The organism is Sphingomonas sp. H160509 (assembly GCF_024124765.2).
GTDB lineage: Bacteria > Pseudomonadota > Alphaproteobacteria > Sphingomonadales > Sphingomonadaceae > Sphingomonas.
The window spans coordinates 507,437-525,673 of sequence record NZ_JAMXSR020000002.1 but is presented as its reverse complement, the minus strand read 5'-3'; the positions used below and the strand labels follow the sequence as shown (position 1 = coordinate 525,673).

At 65.5% G+C, this 18,237-nt stretch carries 13 protein-coding genes and 4 pseudogenes; 6 read left to right on the top strand and 11 right to left on the bottom strand.

Annotated features, from left to right (window positions below):
* Positions 1 to 5 precede the first annotated feature (5 nt).
* Positions 6 to 1,511 (top strand): tryptophan halogenase family protein, encoded by a 1,506-nt coding sequence (locus NHF48_RS04210; protein WP_253070361.1) that lies wholly within the window; start codon positions 6 to 8, stop codon positions 1,509 to 1,511.
* 215 nt (positions 1,512 to 1,726) lie between these two features.
* Positions 1,727 to 2,710: a LacI family DNA-binding transcriptional regulator gene (locus tag NHF48_RS04205; protein ID WP_253070360.1), complete on the top strand. Its 984-nt coding sequence runs from the start codon at positions 1,727 to 1,729 to the stop codon at positions 2,708 to 2,710.
* Between the two features lie 110 nt (positions 2,711 to 2,820).
* On the opposite strand, the gene NHF48_RS24645 is transcribed toward NHF48_RS04205, so the two are convergent.
* Positions 2,821 to 3,045 carry a hypothetical protein gene (locus NHF48_RS24645; RefSeq protein WP_253072523.1) on the bottom strand — a complete coding sequence of 75 codons (225 nt, stop codon included), beginning with the start codon at positions 3,043 to 3,045 and terminating at the stop codon, positions 2,821 to 2,823.
* 5 nt (positions 3,046 to 3,050) lie between these two features.
* Here NHF48_RS24645 and NHF48_RS04195 point away from each other — a divergent pair, with 5 nt between their 5' ends.
* The 3 genes and pseudogenes from NHF48_RS04195 to NHF48_RS04185 all read left to right on the top strand — a co-directional run bounded on the left by NHF48_RS04195 (position 3,051) and on the right by NHF48_RS04185 (position 8,586).
* Positions 3,051 to 5,309 carry a TonB-dependent receptor domain-containing protein gene (locus tag NHF48_RS04195; RefSeq protein WP_342454568.1) on the top strand — a complete coding sequence of 753 codons (2,259 nt, stop codon included), beginning with the start codon at positions 3,051 to 3,053 and terminating at the stop codon, positions 5,307 to 5,309.
* A gap of 14 nt (positions 5,310 to 5,323) precedes the next feature.
* Positions 5,324 to 7,126, top strand: a complete 1,803-nt coding sequence (locus tag NHF48_RS04190) for an alpha-amylase family glycosyl hydrolase (protein ID WP_253070359.1) — start codon at positions 5,324 to 5,326, stop codon at positions 7,124 to 7,126.
* 151 nt (positions 7,127 to 7,277) lie between these two features.
* Positions 7,278 to 8,586, top strand: a pseudogene (locus tag NHF48_RS04185) (MFS transporter).
* An 86-nt stretch (positions 8,587 to 8,672) separates the two neighbouring features.
* On the opposite strand, the gene NHF48_RS04180 reads toward NHF48_RS04185, so the two are convergent.
* The 9 genes and pseudogenes from NHF48_RS04180 to NHF48_RS04140 all read right to left on the bottom strand — a co-directional run bounded on the left by NHF48_RS04180 (position 8,673) and on the right by NHF48_RS04140 (position 17,060).
* Positions 8,673 to 9,092 carry a serine hydrolase gene (locus NHF48_RS04180; RefSeq protein ID WP_253070358.1) on the bottom strand — a complete coding sequence of 140 codons (420 nt, stop codon included), beginning with the start codon at positions 9,090 to 9,092 and terminating at the stop codon, positions 8,673 to 8,675.
* 112 nt (positions 9,093 to 9,204) lie between these two features.
* Positions 9,205 to 9,531, bottom strand: a pseudogene (locus NHF48_RS04175) (serine hydrolase); the annotation flags it as partial.
* Between the two features lie 290 nt (positions 9,532 to 9,821).
* The gene (locus NHF48_RS04170) at positions 9,822 to 10,532 is read right to left on the bottom strand and encodes a FadR/GntR family transcriptional regulator (protein WP_253070357.1); all 711 of its coding nucleotides are present in this window, start codon (positions 10,530 to 10,532) and stop codon (positions 9,822 to 9,824) included.
* A complete protein-coding gene (locus NHF48_RS04165) occupies positions 10,529 to 11,296 on the bottom strand; it encodes a helix-turn-helix transcriptional regulator (RefSeq protein ID WP_263816706.1) in 768 nt (255 codons plus the stop codon). Before NHF48_RS04165 ends, NHF48_RS04170 begins: the two co-directional genes overlap by 4 nt.
* 81 nt (positions 11,297 to 11,377) lie before the next feature.
* A complete protein-coding gene (locus NHF48_RS04160) occupies positions 11,378 to 12,244 on the bottom strand; it encodes an MFS transporter (protein WP_253072522.1) in 867 nt (288 codons plus the stop codon).
* A gap of 64 nt (positions 12,245 to 12,308) precedes the next feature.
* Positions 12,309 to 12,578 (bottom strand): annotated as a pseudogene (locus tag NHF48_RS04155) (MFS transporter); the annotation flags it as partial.
* Between the two features lie 114 nt (positions 12,579 to 12,692).
* Positions 12,693 to 13,421 carry an alpha/beta hydrolase gene (locus NHF48_RS04150; RefSeq protein ID WP_253070355.1) on the bottom strand — a complete coding sequence of 243 codons (729 nt, stop codon included), beginning with the start codon at positions 13,419 to 13,421 and terminating at the stop codon, positions 12,693 to 12,695.
* Positions 13,422 to 13,752: 331 nt separating this feature from the next.
* Positions 13,753 to 15,157: pseudogene (locus NHF48_RS04145) on the bottom strand (FAD-binding oxidoreductase).
* A 1-nt stretch (position 15,158) separates the two neighbouring features.
* Positions 15,159 to 17,060 (bottom strand): TonB-dependent receptor, encoded by a 1,902-nt coding sequence (locus NHF48_RS04140; protein WP_253072332.1) that lies wholly within the window; start codon positions 17,058 to 17,060, stop codon positions 15,159 to 15,161.
* Between the two features lie 25 nt (positions 17,061 to 17,085).
* Between NHF48_RS04140 and NHF48_RS04135 the strand changes: the two genes are divergently transcribed.
* On the top strand, positions 17,086 to 17,259 hold the full coding sequence (locus tag NHF48_RS04135) for a hypothetical protein (RefSeq protein WP_253070354.1): 174 nt from the start codon (positions 17,086 to 17,088) through the stop codon (positions 17,257 to 17,259).
* A gap of 213 nt (positions 17,260 to 17,472) precedes the next feature.
* Here NHF48_RS04135 and NHF48_RS04130 read toward each other — a convergent pair whose 3' ends face one another.
* Positions 17,473 to 18,234 (bottom strand): SDR family NAD(P)-dependent oxidoreductase, encoded by a 762-nt coding sequence (locus tag NHF48_RS04130; RefSeq protein ID WP_253070353.1) that lies wholly within the window; start codon positions 18,232 to 18,234, stop codon positions 17,473 to 17,475.
* Positions 18,235 to 18,237: the final 3 nt, after the last annotated feature.

The following is an 18,237-nucleotide window of genomic DNA, read 5'->3' as shown; positions in this document are numbered from 1 at the left end:
CGAACATGGCCGAGCAGCGCATCAGGAAAGTCGTCATCGCCGGTGGTGGCACCGCCGGCTGGCTCGCCGCCGCGGCTTTGTCGCGACAATTGGGCCAGTTGCTCGACATCACGCTGGTCGAATCCGAAGAGATCGGCACCATCGGGGTCGGTGAGGCGACGATTCCGACAATGCGGGCCTTCCACACGATCCTGGGCCTTGACGAACGCGAGTTCATGCGCGCCACGCAAGCCACGTTCAAGCTCGGCATTTCGTTCGAGAACTGGGCACGCGACGGCGATCGCTACATCCATTCGTTCGGCGACATCGGCAAATCGACCTGGATGGGCGACTTCCACCATTTCTGGCTTGCCGCAAAGGCCGACGGGGATTCGAGCGAGATCGGCGACTATTGCCTGGAACTCCAGGCGGCCAAGGCGGAGCGGTTCGCGCTCCCCTCCGAGGGCCAGATCAACTACGCCTATCACCTCGACGCCGGCCTATACGCCCGCTTCCTGCGCGCGCGCAGCGAGGCGAACGGGTTGAAACGGATCGAGGGGCGAATCGCCAGCGTTGATCGCGACGGCGAGACCGGCTTCATCCGCGCGCTCGTCCTGGAGTCCGGCGAGCGCGTCGAGGGCGACCTGTTCATCGACTGCACCGGCTTTCGCGGGCTGCTGATCGAGGGCACCTACGCCGCCGGTTACGAGGATTGGTCGCACTGGCTGCCCACCAACAGCGCGCTGGCCGTGCAGACGGCCGCGACGGGCCCGGCGCATCCGTACACGCGCGCTATAGCCCATGACGCGGGCTGGCGCTGGCGTATCCCGTTGCAGCACCGCGTCGGTAATGGGCTGGTCTATGCCAGCGATCATCTGTCGGACGACGAGGCGCATGCCCGGTTGCTCGCCACGATCGACGGCGCACCACTTACCGAGCCGCGGCTGATCCGGTTCCGCACGGGTCGCCGGCGACAGGTATGGATGGGGAACTGCGTCGCGCTCAGCCTTGCCAGCGGGTTCGTCGAGCCGCTCGAGTCGACCAGCATCCATCTGATCATGACGGGCATTACGCGGCTGATGCAGACCTTCCCGTTCGGCGGAATCGCACCCGCGCTGGTGAAGCGGTACAATGATCAGGCACAAGCCGAGCTCGAGCGCGTCCGCGATTTCATCATCCTCCACTACCACCTCAACGAACGTCCCGAACCCTTCTGGGCGGCGCGCCGGGATATGCCGATCCCCAACACGCTCGTGGAGCGCATCACGCTCTTCACAGAGGGCGCGCAGGCATATCAGGGCGGCGATGACCTGTTCCGTGTCGCCAGCTGGGTGCAGGTGATGCTCGGCCAGCGCCTGACTCCGCGCGACCATCACCGCCTTGGCAGCATCATGGGCGGCCCGCAGCTAGCCGGCGTCTTGACCAATATTCGCAGCACGATCGCGGACGCAGTCGCAGGGATGCCGACGCATCAGCAGTTCCTGGATCGCTACCTTGTAGCCCCGGTCACCGCCTCGCATGGGATGCGTTAGGTCGCGTCGAACGCCACGATGATGCATTCGGCAAGCGGACGATGACGCTACGGCAGTGTTCGATCGCATAGCGATGCTATTGCCATATAGCCTGTTGGCACTCTCTCGATTACCGGATCGTACAAGTCCGTCGGTAAATCGCCCGACAATTGCAGCCCCCCGGTGCTGACTGTACGACGTGGCCTACGCGCGTACCGACGAGGAACTCCACCACAATGAAACTCGCCGACCTGGCCGCACTCGCGGGCGTTTCAACTGCAACCGTATCGCGTGCGCTGGCGGGACATTCCTCCGTGAACGAGCAGACGCGCGAGCGGATACGCGTGCTGGCGCGCGAGCATGACGTGCGGCCCAACCAGCTTGCGCGCAACCTGCGGATGAAGAGCACCGGCGCGATCGGGCTGGTCCTGCCGCTCGGGCACGCGAAGACGCAGCACCTGACCGACCCGTTTTTCCTGTCGCTGCTCGGGTTCCTCGCCGACCTGCTGGTCGAGCGAGGGTATGACATTCTCTTGTCGCGGGTGATTCCCGATGCCGACGACTGGCTCGAACGGCTGGTCGACAGCGGCCGCATCGATGGACTGCTGCTGGTCGGCCAGTCGGACCAGTTCGCGGCGATCGAGCGGGTTTCGCAGCGCTACCGCCCGCTGATCGTTTGGGGTGCGAACCGTCCCGGCCAGCATCATTTGACGATCGGATCGGACAATGTCGCGGGTGGTCGACTGGCAGCGGAGCATCTGATCGCGCAAGGCCGGCATCGGCTGTTGTTCGTCGGCGACCCTGCCCCGCCCGAGTTTTCCGACCGACTCGCCGGGTTCGCTGCGGCCGCCGACCAAGCCAATGTTGCGTACACGGTCCTCGCCACGCCGATGAGCCCCGAGGCGGTTCACGCTGCGGTGGCGGAGCATCTCGCGGGTGGCACAATTCCGGACGCGATCTTCGCCGCATCGGACGTCGCAGCGATGAGCGTGCTGCGCGCACTGGCCGAGGCGGGGATCGACGTTCCTACCGCAACCGCCGTGATTGGGTATGACGACGTCTCCCTGGCAGCACACACGTCACCGTCCTTGACGACGATCCGCCAAGATCTTGCGATCGGGGCGGAATTGATGGTCGACCGCCTGTTAAAACGTATAGCCGGCGAGCCAGCCGAGTCCGCGATCGTCCCCCCTGCGCTGATAAAGAGACAGTCCGCCTAGTTTCTGCAATCGATTGTGAAACATTTCTTGCAATCGATTGCGACGCGAGTAGGAGGCGGCCTTGGGCTTCTCAGAAAGCCGTCGCGCAGGGAGAGTCGCATGAAAGTACGTCACGCATTGCTGGCTGGCATCGCCGCCGCATCGTTCGCCACCGCCGGTGCCGCGCAGACCGCGCCGCAGGCCAATCCGGCTGCAACGCCCGCTGCTCCCGCAGCCGATGTCCCGCAGGACGACATCGTGGTGACCGCGGTCGCGCGCGGCACGAACAAGCTCAACACGTCGATCACGACCAGCTCGATCAGTTCGGATGCGCTGATCCAGCTCGCACCGCGCACCTCGGGTGAACTCCTCCGCAACCTCCCCGGCATCCGGGTCGAGGGCATCGGGCGGCGACGGCAACGCGAACATCTCGGTCCGCGGCCTGCCGGTCGCATCGGGCGGCTCGAAGTTTCTCCAGCTGCAGGAGGACGGCCTTCCGATCCTGGAATTCGGCGACATCACGTTCGGCAATGCCGACATCTTCCTGCGCGCCGATTTCAACGTGCGGACGGTCGAGTCGGTCCGCGGCGGCTCCGCCTCGACCTTCGCGTCGAACTCGCCAGGCGGCGTGATCAACTTCCTCTCGAAGACCGGCGAACAGGAAGGCGGCGCGTTCCAGATCAGCAGCGGGCTCGACTACCGCGAGTTCCGCGTCGATTTCGACCAGGGCGGCAAGCTGTCCGACACGCTGACCTATCATTTCGGCGGTTTCTACCGGATCGGTGACGGCCAGCGCGAAGTCGGCTTCGATGGCGTCAAGGGCGGCCAGTTGAAGGGGAACATCACCAAGTCGTTCGGCAATGGCGGCTATGTCCGCCTGTACGGCAAGTATCTCGATGACCGCGCGATCGGCTACCTGCCCAACCCGGTACAGGTGAGCGGCACGAACAGCGACCCGACCTACAGCAATATCACCAACTTCTCGATCAACAACGGCACGCTGCACAGCGCCGACATCCGCACCGTCGAGACGCTCGACGGTAACAACCAGCTCGTCACGCGCTCAATCCGCGACGGCCAGCACCCCGTCGTCTATTCGGCCGGTCTCGAGACGCAGATCCCGGTCGCGGACGGCTGGAACATCGTCGAGCGGTTCCGCTATTCGGATATCTCGGGCGGCTTCACCTCGCCGTTCCCGGCGGCCGTCGGCTCCGCGCAGACCATCGCCAACGGGATCGGCGGCGCAGGGTCGCAGCTGTTCTACGCGAGCGGACCGCAGAACGGTCAGCGGATCACCAACCCTGCGTCGCTCAACGGCAACGGCCTGCTCGCCAACGTCGTACTGTTCGACGTCGACCTGAAGAGCCTCAACAACATCACCAACGACATTCGCCTCAACGGCTCGGTGCCGGTGGGTACCGGAACGCTGGCGATCACCGGCGGCTTCTACGCCTCGCGCCAGGACATCAAGAGCGACTGGCTGTGGAATTCGTTCGTCCAGACCGTCGCCAATGACGGCCGCTCGCAGCTCGTCGACGTCCGCACCGCGGCGGGCGTTCCTGTCACGCAGAACGGCACGCCGGGCTATTCGGCATTCGGCTTCGGCAATTGCTGCCGCCGGTCATACGATCTCGACTACACGACCTACGCACCATTTGCTCAGCTCGGTCTGGAGATCGGCCGCTTCAACATCGACGGCTCTCTGCGCTACGATTTCGGTCGGGCCCGTGGCAGCGTCGCCGGCGCCGATCTGGGTGCGGGCTTCGGCAGCGGCATCACGACGTTCGACATCAACGGCGACGGCGTGATCTCGGCGCCCGAGCGTCAGGTCGCGATCATCCCGAACCGCCGCTCGCCGCTCAACTATAACTATGATTACCTGTCCTACTCGGGTGGCGCGAACTATCGCCTGACCGACAGCACCGCGGTGTTCGCCCGCTACAGCCGCGGCGGCCGGGCCAACGCCGATCGCCTGTTGTTCGGCCCGTCGATCAACACGACCACCGGCGGCCTGACCGACGAAGGCGCGGCAGTCGATTTCGTCCGCCAGCTCGAGGGCGGGTTCAAGTTCCGCCAGAACGGTCTCTCGCTCTACGCCACCGGCTTCTGGGCGCGTACCGAGGAGCAGAATTTCGAGGCGACGACGCAGCGTTTCTTCAACCGCGAATATGAAGCGAAGGGCGTCGAGCTCGAGGGCCGTATCGCACGCGGGCCGTTCTCGCTGTCGGCGGGCGGCACCTACACCGATGCCGAGATCACCAAGGACGTGCTCAACCCCGCGGTCGAGGGCAACCGCCCACGTCGCCAAGCGAAGTTCATCTTCCAGGCGACCCCGCAGGTCGAGGTCGGCCGACTGACCGTCGGCGCGAACGTGATCGGCACCACGGACAGCTTCGCGCAGGACAATAACGGGCTGAAGATGCCGGGCTATACGCAGGTCAACGCGTTCGTGTCGGTGCACCCGACCGAGAACGTCACGCTGTCGATCAACGGCAACAATCTGTTCGACGTGAAGGGCATCACCGAAGCGGAGGAAGGCGCGATCCCGACCAACGGCATCGTCCGCGCGCGATCGATCACCGGCCGGACGATCTCCGCCGCGGTCCGCGTCGGCTTCTGATAGGGCGGGTGAGCGTGACTTTCTTCTCCACCGAGCGCCGTCTCGACGCGCTCGCCCCCCTCCTCAAACGCCAGCTCGAACGCCTGTACGGCACCGATCGGCTGGCGCAGCTCTGGCCGCGGATGGAAACGATCCTCCGCGACCGGGCGGCCGAACGGCCAGCTTCGATGGTCGCGCTCGACGAAGCGCGGCTGGCCGACCCCGACTGGTTCGTCGCGCCTGACATGCTTGGTTATTCGACCTATGTCGACCGGTTCGCCGGCACCGTCGGCGGGCTGATCGACAAGGTCGACCACCTCGAATCGCTCGGCGTCCGCTACCTCCATTTGCTTGCGTTGCTGAAGGCACGCGAGGGCGACAGCGATGGCGGGTTCGCGGTCGCGGACTATCTCGCGATCGAGCCGCGGCTAGGGACGATGGCCGATCTCGAACGCCTCGCCGCACGGCTGCGCGACGGGCGGATCAGCTTGTGCGTCGATCTCGCGCTTAACCATACCGCGGACGATCACGCCTGGGCGAAGGCGGCGCTCGCGGGCGATCCACACTACCGCGCCTTTTATCATGTCCTGAGCGAGGACAAGGCGCAGGCGTACGAAGCCGCCCTCCCCCAGGTGTTCCCGACCACCGCGCCGGGCAATTTCACGCGCGTGCCGGCCTTGGGCGGACAGGTCTGGACGACCTTCTATCCGTTCCAATGGGACCTGAACTGGTCGAATCCCGAAGTCATGCTCGCGATCGTCGACACGATGCTGCGGCTGGCGAACCACGGTTTCGAGGCGTTCCGACTCGACTCGATCGCGTTCCTCTGGAAGCAGATCGGCACCGATTGCCGCAACCGTCCGGAAGCGCATTTCATCGTCCGCGCGTTGCGCGCGGCGCTCGACATCGTCGCGCCGGCAACGTTGCTCAAGGCCGAGGCGATCGTCCCGACCGCGCTGGTGCCGCCGTATTTTGGCACTGACGAAGGCGCGGACTGGGACGGCGGGTTCGAGCCCGAATGCCACCTGGTCTATAACAATTCGCTGATGGTCGCGGGCTGGGTCGCGCTGGCCGAACAGTCGGCCACCCTGCCCCACGCGATCGTCGAGGCGAGCGGCGGCCTGCCGCGTGGTGCCAACTGGCTGAGTTACGCACGCTGCCACGACGATATCGGCTGGGGCGCAGTGATCGGCGACCTCGCTGGGATCGACCCCGATCCGGTCGCGCGGCTCAAGATAGCGGCGCGTTTCCTCGAAAGCGGTGACGGCAGCTGGGCACGCGGCGCGCCGTTCCAGTCGGACGGTTCGGTGTTGCATGGCTCGAACGGGACGATGGCGTCGCTGGCCGGGCTCGAGGCCGCGGCGAACGAAGACGCGCGCGAAATGGCGTTTCGGCGGATCGCATTGCTCAACGCGCTGTCGATCGCAAGTGGCGGTCTGGCGACGACATACATGGGCGACGAGGCGGGACTGCTCAACGACACCAGCTATCTGGACGACGCCGAGCGCGCGCATGAAGGCCGCTGGCTGCACCGTCCGGAGATGGACTGGGCCGCGCTCGACGGCCCCGCCGCACGGCGGATTAGTGGCGATCTGGAAGCGCTACGAGTGGCGCGGGTTGCGAGCGGCGGTGCGGGTTCGCCCGCGGCGCTCGCGACGAGTGACGCCGCCCTGCTCGGGATCGGCTGTGGCAACGACCGGGTGTTCCTGAACTTCTCCGACGCTCCCGTGCGGGTCGATGGTCTGGTCGGCTGGCAGGATCGGTTGTCGGAACAGTCTTGCGGGACCACGCTCGTCGTCGAACCCTGGGGCGTCGTCTGGGCAGGCCCGGCCGCGTGAACCGCCCCACCACATCTGTTCTCCCGCGAAGGCGGGAGCCCAGGGTACCAAGCCGCAGCGCCCGCGGCTCCTGGGCCCCGCTTTCGCGGGGGGAACGGGAATGCAACGGTCTTGGGTCGATAGAGAAGGCATGACAATGAACCTCGGCCTCATGACCAAACCCCGCCTCTCGCTGATGCGGCTGATCGAGATGAACCTCGGCTTCCTTGGGCTGCAATTCTCGTTCGGGCTGCAACAGGCCAACATGGCGCCGATCTACGGCTATCTCGGTGCTGACGAGGCGAGCCTGCCGCTGCTATGGCTCGCCGGGCCGATGACCGGCCTGCTGATCCAGCCTTTGATCGGCGCGATGAGCGACCGGACCTCGACCCGGATCGGCCGCCGCACCCCTATTTCCTGATCGGCGCGATACTGTGCAGCCTGTGCCTGCTGGCAATGCCGTACAGCCCGACTTTGTGGGTGGCGGCGAGCCTGTTGTGGGTGCTCGACGCGGCGAACAACGTGACGATGGAGCCATACCGCGCCTATGTCGGCGACCGCCTGCCCGACGACCAGCGCGCCGCCGGCTTCCTGACGCAGTCGGCGTTCACCGGCCTCGCGCAGACGCTGTCGTATCTGGCGCCGTCGCTGCTGGTGTGGATCGGCTTCAACAAGGACGCGATCGACGGCAACGGCATTCCCGACATCACGCGCATCGCGTTCCTCATCGGCGCGGTGCTGTCGTTGGCGACGATCGTCTGGTCGGTCGTTCGCGTGCCCGAACTGCCCTTGCCTGAAGAAGAGAAGATGCGCCTCGCAAAGGAGCCGCTGACGCTCGGCGGCACGCTGCGAGACTTGAAGACCGCGCTGGTCGAGATGCCCAAGCCGATGCGACAGCTCGCGCTGGCGATGCTGTGCCAATGGTATGCGATGTTCGCCTATTGGCAGTTCATCACCTTCGCGGTCGCACGGTCGCTGCACGGCACGTCGGACGCCAAGAGCGAGGCTTTCCGTGATACCGTGCTCACCGTCGGCCAGCTCGGCGCGTTCTACAACGCCGTCGCGTTTGTCGCCGCGATCGCGCTGGTGCCGGTCGCGCGCCGCTGGGGGCAAAGAACGCGCATGCCGCGTGCCTGCTCGCGTCGGGCGTGGCGATGCTGGCAATCCCCGGCCTGCGCACCGAGCCCGCGCTGTTCGTCGCGATGCTCGGCATCGGCATCGGCTGGGCGAGCATGATGGGCAACCCGTACATCATGCTGATCGACATGATCCCGCCCGAGCGCAACGGCGTCTACATGGGCATCTTCAACATGTTCATCGTCATCCCGATGATCATCGAGAGCCTGACCGTGCCATTGTTCTACCACTCGCTGTTGGGCGGCGAACCGCGCAACATCCTGTACCTCGGCGGCGCGCTGATGGTGCTCGGTGCGGTGGCAACGACGCGCGTAACCATACGCGCATCGGTGTCGCCCCTCTGACACCTCCGCCTAGGAAGATACATGCTTTGCGGTTTGGCAAAACTGTGCCGCCCACAGTTCGTAGCAGTCCGGAAACTAAACCTAGGTCACCGCATTTGCATGAAGAGCGCGAGCGCGTTGCGGGCGCTATCGGCAAAATAGTCGTAAATCGCGCGTGAGACTTCGGCGATAACCGGCTGGCGGTCGCGTCCCCCTCGCGCGAACACCACGATCGCGACGCGGCGGCCGTCAGGCATGGTGATGAACCCGACGTCATTGGTGATACCGTCGAGCGTACCGGTCTTGTCCTCCACCCTGGTACCCGCGGGAAGCAGGGCGCGGATACGGCGCGTGCCCGTCTGGCAGCGGCTCATCAATTCGAGCAGAAATTGACGGCTCTGTGCCGCCAGGACAGTGCCGTTGTCCAGCTTGTTCAACAACGTGACCATCGCGATCGGCGTGGCAACATCCTTGCTGTCGGCAAGGTGACCACGCTCCCTCAGCAACTGGGCAATGGTCCGGTCCATTCGGATGCCGGTAATCCTGTGCGACGACAGCCACTGCTGGATAGCGACGGGCCCCCCCGAGAGCGGCAAGCAACTGGTCGGTCGCCTGGTTGTCGCTATGGACGATCATCAATTCCATGACCTTCGCGGCGGGACGACCGACGATCATATCGCCGAGGGTGCGGCGACCTTGATCGACATCGGCAAGGTAGGCGGCGGCGATCGCGATCTTGACCGTGCTCGCCATCGGAAACGGCGTGTCACCCCTGACGGACGCGGTCGAGCCGTCGCGAAGGTCCAGGGCAGCGATGCCGTAGTCACCGGAGCGTTCCGCGACCAGCAAACTCAACACGCGTTCGAGCCCGGTAGGCGCAATCGAGTCTGCGGTCGCCGGTGTCGCAACGAGGAGGCTAGCGGCGATGCTCGATAAAAACAGGCAGGAAAGCCGAGGTGCGCGCATCAGTCGTCCTTGAATGTCGTCCATCGTCGAAGTGGAGATGCTAGACCGAAAAACATGAACGCATCATGTTGCATGCCGCTGAGGAACGAACAACGGCGAATGGCATGCGAAGGGTAGCGAAGCCAGCCATGTCCGGTCTCTTGCTCTTCCACCCGTCGCTTTTGACATGGCAGCGGCCGCTGCGATCAGGTCCCATGCGGTAGATGATGCCAACGCCCGCGCGTACGCGCCGAAGTCGAAAGATTCAAAAGTTACCGACGCCGGAGAAAACGATGTCGGCTAGGCGCACCTCAAAGACGCGCGAAAAGATCGCCGATGGACGCGACGAAATGCGTGCTCATTGCTGCGATCGCCGCTTTCGGGTCACGGTCGGCGATCGCTCTTGCCAGGTCGTGATGGTGCGCCAACACGGCGGTACGCTGCCGTGCGGTGGTTCGCGTTGCCCAGGCGGCGGGCACGGCGTGCACCATCATCGGTGCGAACGAGCGGACGATCTGCAGGAACAGCATGTTGCGCCCCGCCTGTGCGATCGCCTGGTGGAACGCGATGTCGTGGCGGGTCAGCGCATCGACATCGGTGCCCGCCGCTTCCATCGCCTCGGCTAAACCAATGATCGTCCGCGCCTCGTCGTCGGTGCGTTCGATCGCGGCGAGTTCGGCGGTGCGCAGTTCCAGCGTGCGGCGCACGTCCCAGATCTGCACCATCGAGATCTGCGCCGTCGCCACCGCGTGATCGAGCGATGTCGCCATCACCGATCCGTCGATCGCGGCAACGCGGGCGCGCCTGCCATTGCCCACGTCGATGAGCCGCAACGCCGCCAGCGCGCCGAACGCCTCGCGCAATACCGGCCGGCTGACACCCAATTCGGTCGCGAAATGCCCTTCGGACGGCAGCGTGTCCCCGACTTTCATGTCATTGGCGCGGATATGCGTGCGGACCGCGTGGACCGCCTGGTCGACGAGCGAGCCGCCTTCGACCAGCCGCAGGCTCGCCGCGCTCATGCCGCGAGCCGCGGTGCGCGCAGCGAGGACGGTGTCGTGCCGAACTGCCGCGAGAAAGCCCGCGTGAAACTGGCGTTGTTGAGATAGCCGCACTGGTACCCGATCGACGATACCGGCAGGTCGGTCGCGATCAGCAGCTGACGGGCCGCCCCAAGCCGCCGGTCGAGCAGCGCGTCGGCGACCGTACAAGCGAACATGTCGCGGAAGCCGCGCGTGAGCTTCGCACGGTTCAGGCCACAGGCGCGCGCGATCGAGTCGAGCGTCATCTTCTCACCCCAGCGTTCGTCGATCATCCGCTTCGCCGCGACGATCCGCTGGCTGTCGCGGGCGGACAATTGCCCGGCACCCGCGAGAGGGACAAGGTCGTCCTCGACGATCCGCTGGAACGTGCTGGAGAGTAGCTCGATGCATTTTGCCGAACGATGCGTGCTGCGCCAGGGTTCGGGCAGCGTGCAATCGAGGATCGCGGCGACCATCATCCGCAACTCGCTCGGCAGATGGCACGCGATGTTCGCGTCGGGCGCGTAATCGAAGACCCGCAGGCAGGCGCCACGTTCGACCGCAAGGACCAGGATCGCGCGCTCTTCCGAAGGAACCGTGCCGGTAGTGACCGTGACTTGCGCCGGCATGTCCTCGCCGAGCGTAAAGCACAGGACCACCGCGTCGGCGGAAACAGCCGCCGGGTCGACCAAGCCCTCGCCGATGAAGGCCGCCATCTCGGGCGACACCGTGACCCGTTCCTTCTGCATGCTACCCTCGCCCAACACCGATCTCCTGTTCCCGATTGCCGGGATTGGGTCGATCATGCAGCTATCGGATAGCTCGCGCAACAGCTATCTTACAGGTCAGGCGGTTGCCGATACCGGCGCGCGACGCATCGCCATCGTGAAGGCGATGACGGAGATCGCGCTGGTCACTACGCCGACGATCGCGAGGCCCTGCGCGAGATGCGCCTCGCCGCCCAGCATGCCGCTTGCCGCAGCGACCAGCGTCGGTGCGAGGCCGTAGCCGATCAGCCCGGCGATCGCGATGAACGCGCCGATGCACAACCCGCGCAGTTCGTTCGGGATCAGCACGGTCAACGCCACCGAAGTCACCACGCCCGTCACCGCGCCGCACGTCACGAGCAGGCCGACCGCGACCCCGAACAGCGGGACGGAGGGCATGATCGGGAACAACGCTGCAGGCACGCCGACCGCCGCGGCAACGATCGCACCGATCAGCAGGCCACCGCGCCGTCCGCTCTTCTGCCCCCGGTCGGCGGACAGGCCACCGACAATCGCACCAACTACGCCCGAGCCAAAGAGCAGCGTGCCCATCCATCCGGCAAACTGGTCGGGCTGCAGGTGGAAATTGCGAGACAGGACCGGCGAGACCCAGATCCCCGCGGCGGCATCGGCCATCACCACGCTGATCTGGCCGATGAACAACGGGATCAGGAACACGCGACGTGCCCAAAGTTCGCCAGCCACGATTTTGAACGGTGCGTGCGTGCCCGCCGCGACCTCCTGCCGCGCCGGTTCGCGCAGCAGGAACAGCGGCAGGATCGCGATCACGCTGATGACCGCGAGGCCCAGATGGACGCTGCGCCACGGCATCATGCCTCCGAACCATGTCGGTGCGCCGCCATGCGCGAACAGGCCGAACAGCTCGCCCGACAAGCCCAAAGCGAGCGCAACGCCGAGCGACTTGCCGAGGTTGACGATCAGCATGGCCCCTGCCCCGCTGCGTTGGAACGCAGAAGTCGGCGCACAGCGACAGCGCTGCGGTCAAGGCGCCGGTCGTGCCGATCCCGGTCAGCATGCGCGCGACGAACAGCACGGGCACGCCCTGCGCGAACGCGGTGAGCACCGTCCCCAGCGTCCACACGAGCGCGAGCGCGATCATCATCCGCACGCGGTTGTAGCGATCGACCAGAATACCGATCGGGATCGAGAACATCGCGAGCGGCAGTGCCGCCGACAAGCCCTGGATCAGGCTCAGCGTATAATCGCTGAGGTGCAATTCGGCCTTCGCGCCCTCCTGCACCGTCCCGAACGAGCCCATCATCGTGAAGCCGACCGCCATCGCCAGCGCGAGCGCGAGCAACGGCAACAGCGTCCTTGCGAACGGCGGCGAGGTTGCCTCGATCGGTCGGGCGAAATCGGTCATGGGAGATCCTTATGCAAGCGAACGGCGCAGTGCCTCGTGGCTGTCGCGGCGCGCCTGTTGCGATACCGGACCGTCGGCGAAGACATCGAAGGCGTGATAGCCACCGGGATAGACGTGAAGCTCGACCGGCACGCCCGCGCGGATCAGCCGCGTCGCGTAGTCGATGTCCTCGTCGACGAAGAGATCAAGCGCGCCGGTCGCGATATAGGCCCGCGGCAGGTTACCGAGATCGGTCGCACGCGCAGGTGCGGCGTAGGGCGAAACGTCGTCGCCACCGGGCGCGTGGCCGAGCAGCGAGGTCCAGCCAAAGCGATTGCTCTGCGCGGTCCAGATAAACTCGCCGGCGTACGGATGCGGCGCGGCGGTGCAGGTCCGGTCGTCAAGCATCGGGTAGATCAGGTGCTGGAACGCGAGCGCATACTCACCACGGTCGCGCACCATCAGCGCCAGCGCCGCGGCATACCCGCCACCTGCGCTCTGCCCCATCACGCCGAGCCGGGTCGGATCGATTCCGAGGTCCTCGGCATGGGCGATCGTCCAGGCGAGCCCGGCATAGCAATCCTCGATCGGCCCCGGAAAGTTCGTCTCGGGCGCGAGGCGATACTCGACTGACACCATGACGCATTGCAGGTCGGCAATCAGCGGACGGACCAGCGGATCGTAATCGCTGACCTTGCCCATCACATAGCCGCCGCCGTGGATGTGATAGATACAGGGCAGGACGCCAGTGACGCCCACCGGGCGGAAGACGTGCAGGTCGATATCCGGGGCTCCGGCAGGCCCTGGAACCGTATGGATCTCCAGCGTCGCCAGCGACTCGTCGGCCGGGGAAACATCGAGGGCCGGTCACGCATCGCCGGCAGGATGTCGTCTGTGAGCGATATCCGCGGCAACATATCCAGCAGTGGGCGGAGCGTAGGGTCGACGAGGTGCAGGCTGTCCATATCAAGTCCTTCTTCCCCCCCCCTGGAAGGGAGGGGGTCGGGGGTGGGTCGGCTCGGGCGCACTCTAGCGCCTGCCAATAAGCCGACCCACCCCCAGCCCCCTCCCTTCCAGGGAGGGGAGTAGTTCAGAACGCAAAGATCTTGCCCGGATTGAACAGGTTGTGCGGATCCAACGCATGCTTCAGCGTCCGCATCAGATCGACCGCATCGCCCAGTTCCGCGACCAGCCAATCCTGCTTGCCGATGCCGATGCCGTGCTCGCCGGTGCAGGTGCCATCCATCGCCAGCGCACGCTCGACCATCCGTGCGTTGATCGCCGACACCTCGGCGAGCTCCGCCTCGGACTCCGGATCGATCGAGAAGACGACGTGGAAATTGCCGTCGCCGACATGCCCCAGGATCGTTGCGGGGACCGACGACGCCTGCAAATCGGCCTTGGTCTCGCCGATGCACTCCGCCAGGCGACTGATCGGCACGCACACGTCGGTCGCCCAACCGACCGCGCCGGGGCGCAGGTTGACCGCCGCGTAATACGCCTCGTGCCGCGCCTTCCACAGCTTCGAACGTTCCTCGGGCAGGTTCGACCAGCGGAAATCGCCGCCGCCGTTTGCCGCCGCCAGCTCACGCACCGTCTCGGCCTGTTCGTCGACATAGCGCGGCGAGCCGTGGAATTCGAAGAACAGCGTCGTCAGTTCGGGGTAATCGAGCTTCGACCAGGCGTTGACCGCCTTCATCTGCATGTCGTCGAGAATTTCGACGCGAGCGAGCGGCACGCCGATCTGGATAGCCTGCACCACCGTATCGACCGCGCCGTTCAGCGTGTCGAAGCTGCACACCGCGGACGAGATCGCCTCGGGAATGCCGTGCAGCCGCAGCGTCACCTCGGTGATGATGCCGAGCGTCCCCCTCGGAGCCGACGAACAGCCGGGTCAGGTCATACCCCGCCGCCGACTTGCGCGCGCGGCGGCTGGTGCGGATCTCGCGGCCGTCGGGCGTCACCACGCGCAGGCTCAAGACTGCCTCACGCATCGTGCCGTAGCGCACCGCGTTGGTCCCGCTCGCCCGCGTCGCGGCCATCCCGCCGATCGTCGCATTGGCGCCGGGATCGATCGGGAAGAACAGCCCCAGGTCGCGGATATGCTCGTTCAGCTGCTCGCGGCGGACCCCCGCCTGCACCGTGCAGTCGAAGTCCTCGGCGTTGATCGACACGATCTGCGTCATCTCCGACAGGTCGACTGAGACACCGCCGTGCACCGCCAGCGTGTTGCCCTCGATCGAGGTGCCCGCGCCGAACGCAACGATCGGCACCTTGGCGGCGGTGCACAGTTTGACGAGATCGACCACCTCCTCGGTCGATCGCGCAAAGACGACCGCGTCGGGCAGCATCGGTGCGAAATGCGCCTCGCTACTGCCGTGGTGCAGCCGCATCGCGTCGCTCATCTGGAGCGCATCGCCGAACCGCTGCTTGAGCGCCGCGACGAACGCCGGGTTGAGCGGTGCGCGCTCTATGGGGTCGAAATGCATGGTCATCCTAGAACCGGAAGCTCGCGCGCACGCCGTAGCGGCGGCGGTCGCCCTGGATGGCGAGGTTCGACGCCAGCGGCGCGAGCCCGGCCCGCACCAGCGCCGACTTGTCGATATAGCTCTCGATGAACTTGGTGTTGAACAGGTTCGTGCCGAACGCCGTGATGGTCAGGCCGCTGGAGAAACGAAAGCCGAGCGACGCATTGGTGATCGCATAGGCCGATAGTTTCGGCGCCACATTGGGGTCGAGCGAGGAGCCGATCCGGCTGCCCTTGCCGAAGATGCCAGCATCGAGCAGCACCGCATTGGCGCCGACCGGCACGGTGTAGGTCGTGTTGAAGTTGAAGTTGTAATCGGGTGTGAAGATGATCCGGTCGCTCGATACGTGGACGCCGGTGGTCGCGAAATACTGGCTGTCGTCGGTGATGCGGGCATGGAGATAGGATGCGCCGGCATCGATCCGCCACTGGTTCGTCACGCGCAGATGCGCCTCCACTTCGGCGCCGTAGCTTTCGACGGTGCCGGTGTTGAGGTTGATCGCGACGAATCCCCCGCTGGTGTTGGGTGCCAGCGAGTTCTGGCCGATGAAGTCCTTATAGTCGTTGTAGAACACGTCGGCGTTGATCGTCAGGCGACGGTCGAACGCATCGAACTTGGTGCCGAGTTCGTAGGTCCAGACATTGTCACCCTTGTAGGTCGCATCCTCCGGCCGCGTACCCGGACCGTTCTGGCCACCGCCGCGGATACCCTTGGCGATCGAGGCGTAGCTCATCACAGCCGACGTCCAGTGCTGCGTCAGCGTGACACGCGGCTGGAACTGGTCCTTCTTGTACTCGGGCGCCGTATACGGCGTGATGCCGTTGACCTGGCTCGCGACCAGCTTCTGGTGATCGTAACGGCCGCCTACCGCGAGATCGAGCGTGCCGACTTTCAGGAACGCGGTGGCGAAGATCGCGCGCGTGTCGTTGCGGACATAGGTCGACGACGGCGTGGTCGAGGCCGGCGCCGGGAAGGTCGGTCCCAGCAGCGCGCGGAAATCGATCGTCGTCAGTTGGTCGCTCGTCTGCGTGTAGCGGTTGCCGTACAGCCCGATCAACGTCGAGAACGCGTCGCTCCACTGCGTATCGAAGCGCAGTTCGGCGGTCTTGGTCTTCAAGGTCGAACCGCCGCGGGTGCGGAGAAGGTCGACGGGGCCGAAATCGCCGTCGTTGATTCCGGCGACGTTCTTCTGGTTGTAGGCACCGATAGCGGTGATCTTGGTCTTGAGCGAGGCGGCGTCGAACTCGCCCTTCACGCTCGCACCGTAATAGTCGATCACCGCGCGGTTCAGGACGTTGGTCGCGCCGTCGAGGCGGTAATCGGTCGGCCCGGCAACATGGATATACGACGTGCTGCCGCCCGCGGTCTGGTCGTAATTGCCGTTGACGGTGAACACCGCCCAATCCGCCGGCGTGAAGCGCAGCGTGCCGCCGACGCTCTGCTGCTTCAGCGGGTTCATGTCGCCGATCGTCAGCGTGTTGCGCATGAAGCCGTCCTGCTCATGATAGGACGCGCCCAGGCGGAACTGCAGCAGGTCGCGCACGATAGGGCCGCTGACCGAGCCCGAGACCGACGCGTAATTGTCCGTGCCGGCGACCGCGGCGTCGAACCGCCCTTCCCACTCGTTGCCCGGCTGGCGTGTGATGACGTTGATCGCGCCACCCAGCGTGTTGTTGCCGAACAGCGTCCCCTGCGGTCCGCGCAGCACTTCGATCCGCGCGACGTCGACGATCGGCGAGTTGAGGTAGGAGGTGTTCGGCTGATAGACGCCGTCGATGAAGATGCCGACGCCCGGCTGTACGGTGTCGATCAGCGTCGTACCGATGCCGCGGATCGAGACGAACGCGCGGCCCACGCTGTCCGAATTGATGTTGAGGCCCGGCGTGTAGGACGCGATGTCCTTTACCGTGTTGACCTGCAGTTCCTTCCAGCCGATCGCCGGTGATCGCGGTCACCGCGATGGGCACGTCCTTCAGCGACTCCTGGCGCTGGCGGGCAGTGACGACGATGTCATCGGAGCTGACGGACGTTGCGGTCTTGGCCGTATCGGCGGCGTCCTGCGTCGCTGATACGGCAGCGTCCTGAGCGACGGCTGGCACGGTAGTGAAGGCGGCGGCGGCGCATCCTGCGGCGAGCAATGTCTTGAAGCGCATTGGATCCTCATCCCTTTAGAGCGCCGATCCATCGCCGGCTACTTCTACAGTCAGAGCTATCCGATAGCTTACCTGTATGAAAGGTTGCGCGCTATGCCGTCCGGCTCGTGTAGTTCGCCGATCGGTGCGTTACCAGCAGCTATAGCCGCCGTCGGCGAGGACGATGCTGCCAGTCATCAGGCTCGCCGCATCCGACGCTAGGAATGCAACGATCGACGCGACTTCTTCGGGTTCGCCGAGACGGCCCTGCGGCGTGCCGTCGATCCAGCGCTTGTACATTTCGCCCTCGCGATCCGCGAAGCTGTTGAGGACGGTGTTGATGTAGGTCGGCGCAACCGCGTTGACGCGGACGCCGCGCGGCGCCCATTCGGCGGCGAGGCTCTTGGTCAGCTGATGCACTGCGGCCTTCGATGCGTTGTAATAGCTTTGCGGCTGTGGCCGGTTGACGATGAACCCGCTCATCGACCCGACATTGACGATCGCGCCCTTCCCCGCCGCCAGCATGTGCCGGCCGAAGGCGCGCGCGCACCAGAAGGTGCCGTTGAGATTGACGTCGAGCACGTTCAGCCAATGCTCGTCGGCGACGTCTTCCGCTGGGGTTTCACTGCGCGCGATGCCGGCATTGTTGACGAGGATGTCGATCGCCCCGAGCTGGTCCGCGACGGTGGTGACGCGTGCCGGGTCGGTCACGTCCATCGCGATACCGTCGACCGCATAGCCCTTGTCCGCGAGCGCCGCCTGTCCGGCTGCAATCGCCGCCTCGTCGCGGTCGCCGATCGTCACGTGCGCGCCCATCTCCGCCAGCGCTTCGGCACAGGCGAGGCCGATCCCCGCCGCGCCACCCGTCACGAGCGCACGGCGGCCGGTCAGTTTCAGTCGTTCGAGATACATCGT

Excerpts from the sequence above, each read along its gene's own strand:
- NHF48_RS04210 (WP_253070361.1), top strand. The coding sequence starts at position 6 with ATGGCCGAGCAGCGCATCAGGAAAGTCGTCATCGCCGGTGGTGGCACC.
- NHF48_RS04205 (WP_253070360.1), top strand. The coding sequence starts at position 1,727 with ATGAAACTCGCCGACCTGGCCGCACTCGCGGGCGTTTCAACTGCAACC.
- NHF48_RS04180 (WP_253070358.1), bottom strand. The coding sequence starts at position 9,092 with ATGGACCGGACCATTGCCCAGTTGCTGAGGGAGCGTGGTCACCTTGCC.
- NHF48_RS04170 (WP_253070357.1), bottom strand. The coding sequence starts at position 10,532 with ATGAGCGCGGCGAGCCTGCGGCTGGTCGAAGGCGGCTCGCTCGTCGAC.
- NHF48_RS04160 (WP_253072522.1), bottom strand. The coding sequence starts at position 12,244 with ATGCTGATCGTCAACCTCGGCAAGTCGCTCGGCGTTGCGCTCGCTTTG.
- NHF48_RS04135 (WP_253070354.1), top strand. The coding sequence starts at position 17,086 with ATGTCCTTTACCGTGTTGACCTGCAGTTCCTTCCAGCCGATCGCCGGT.
- NHF48_RS04130 (WP_253070353.1), bottom strand. The coding sequence starts at position 18,234 with ATGTATCTCGAACGACTGAAACTGACCGGCCGCCGTGCGCTCGTGACG.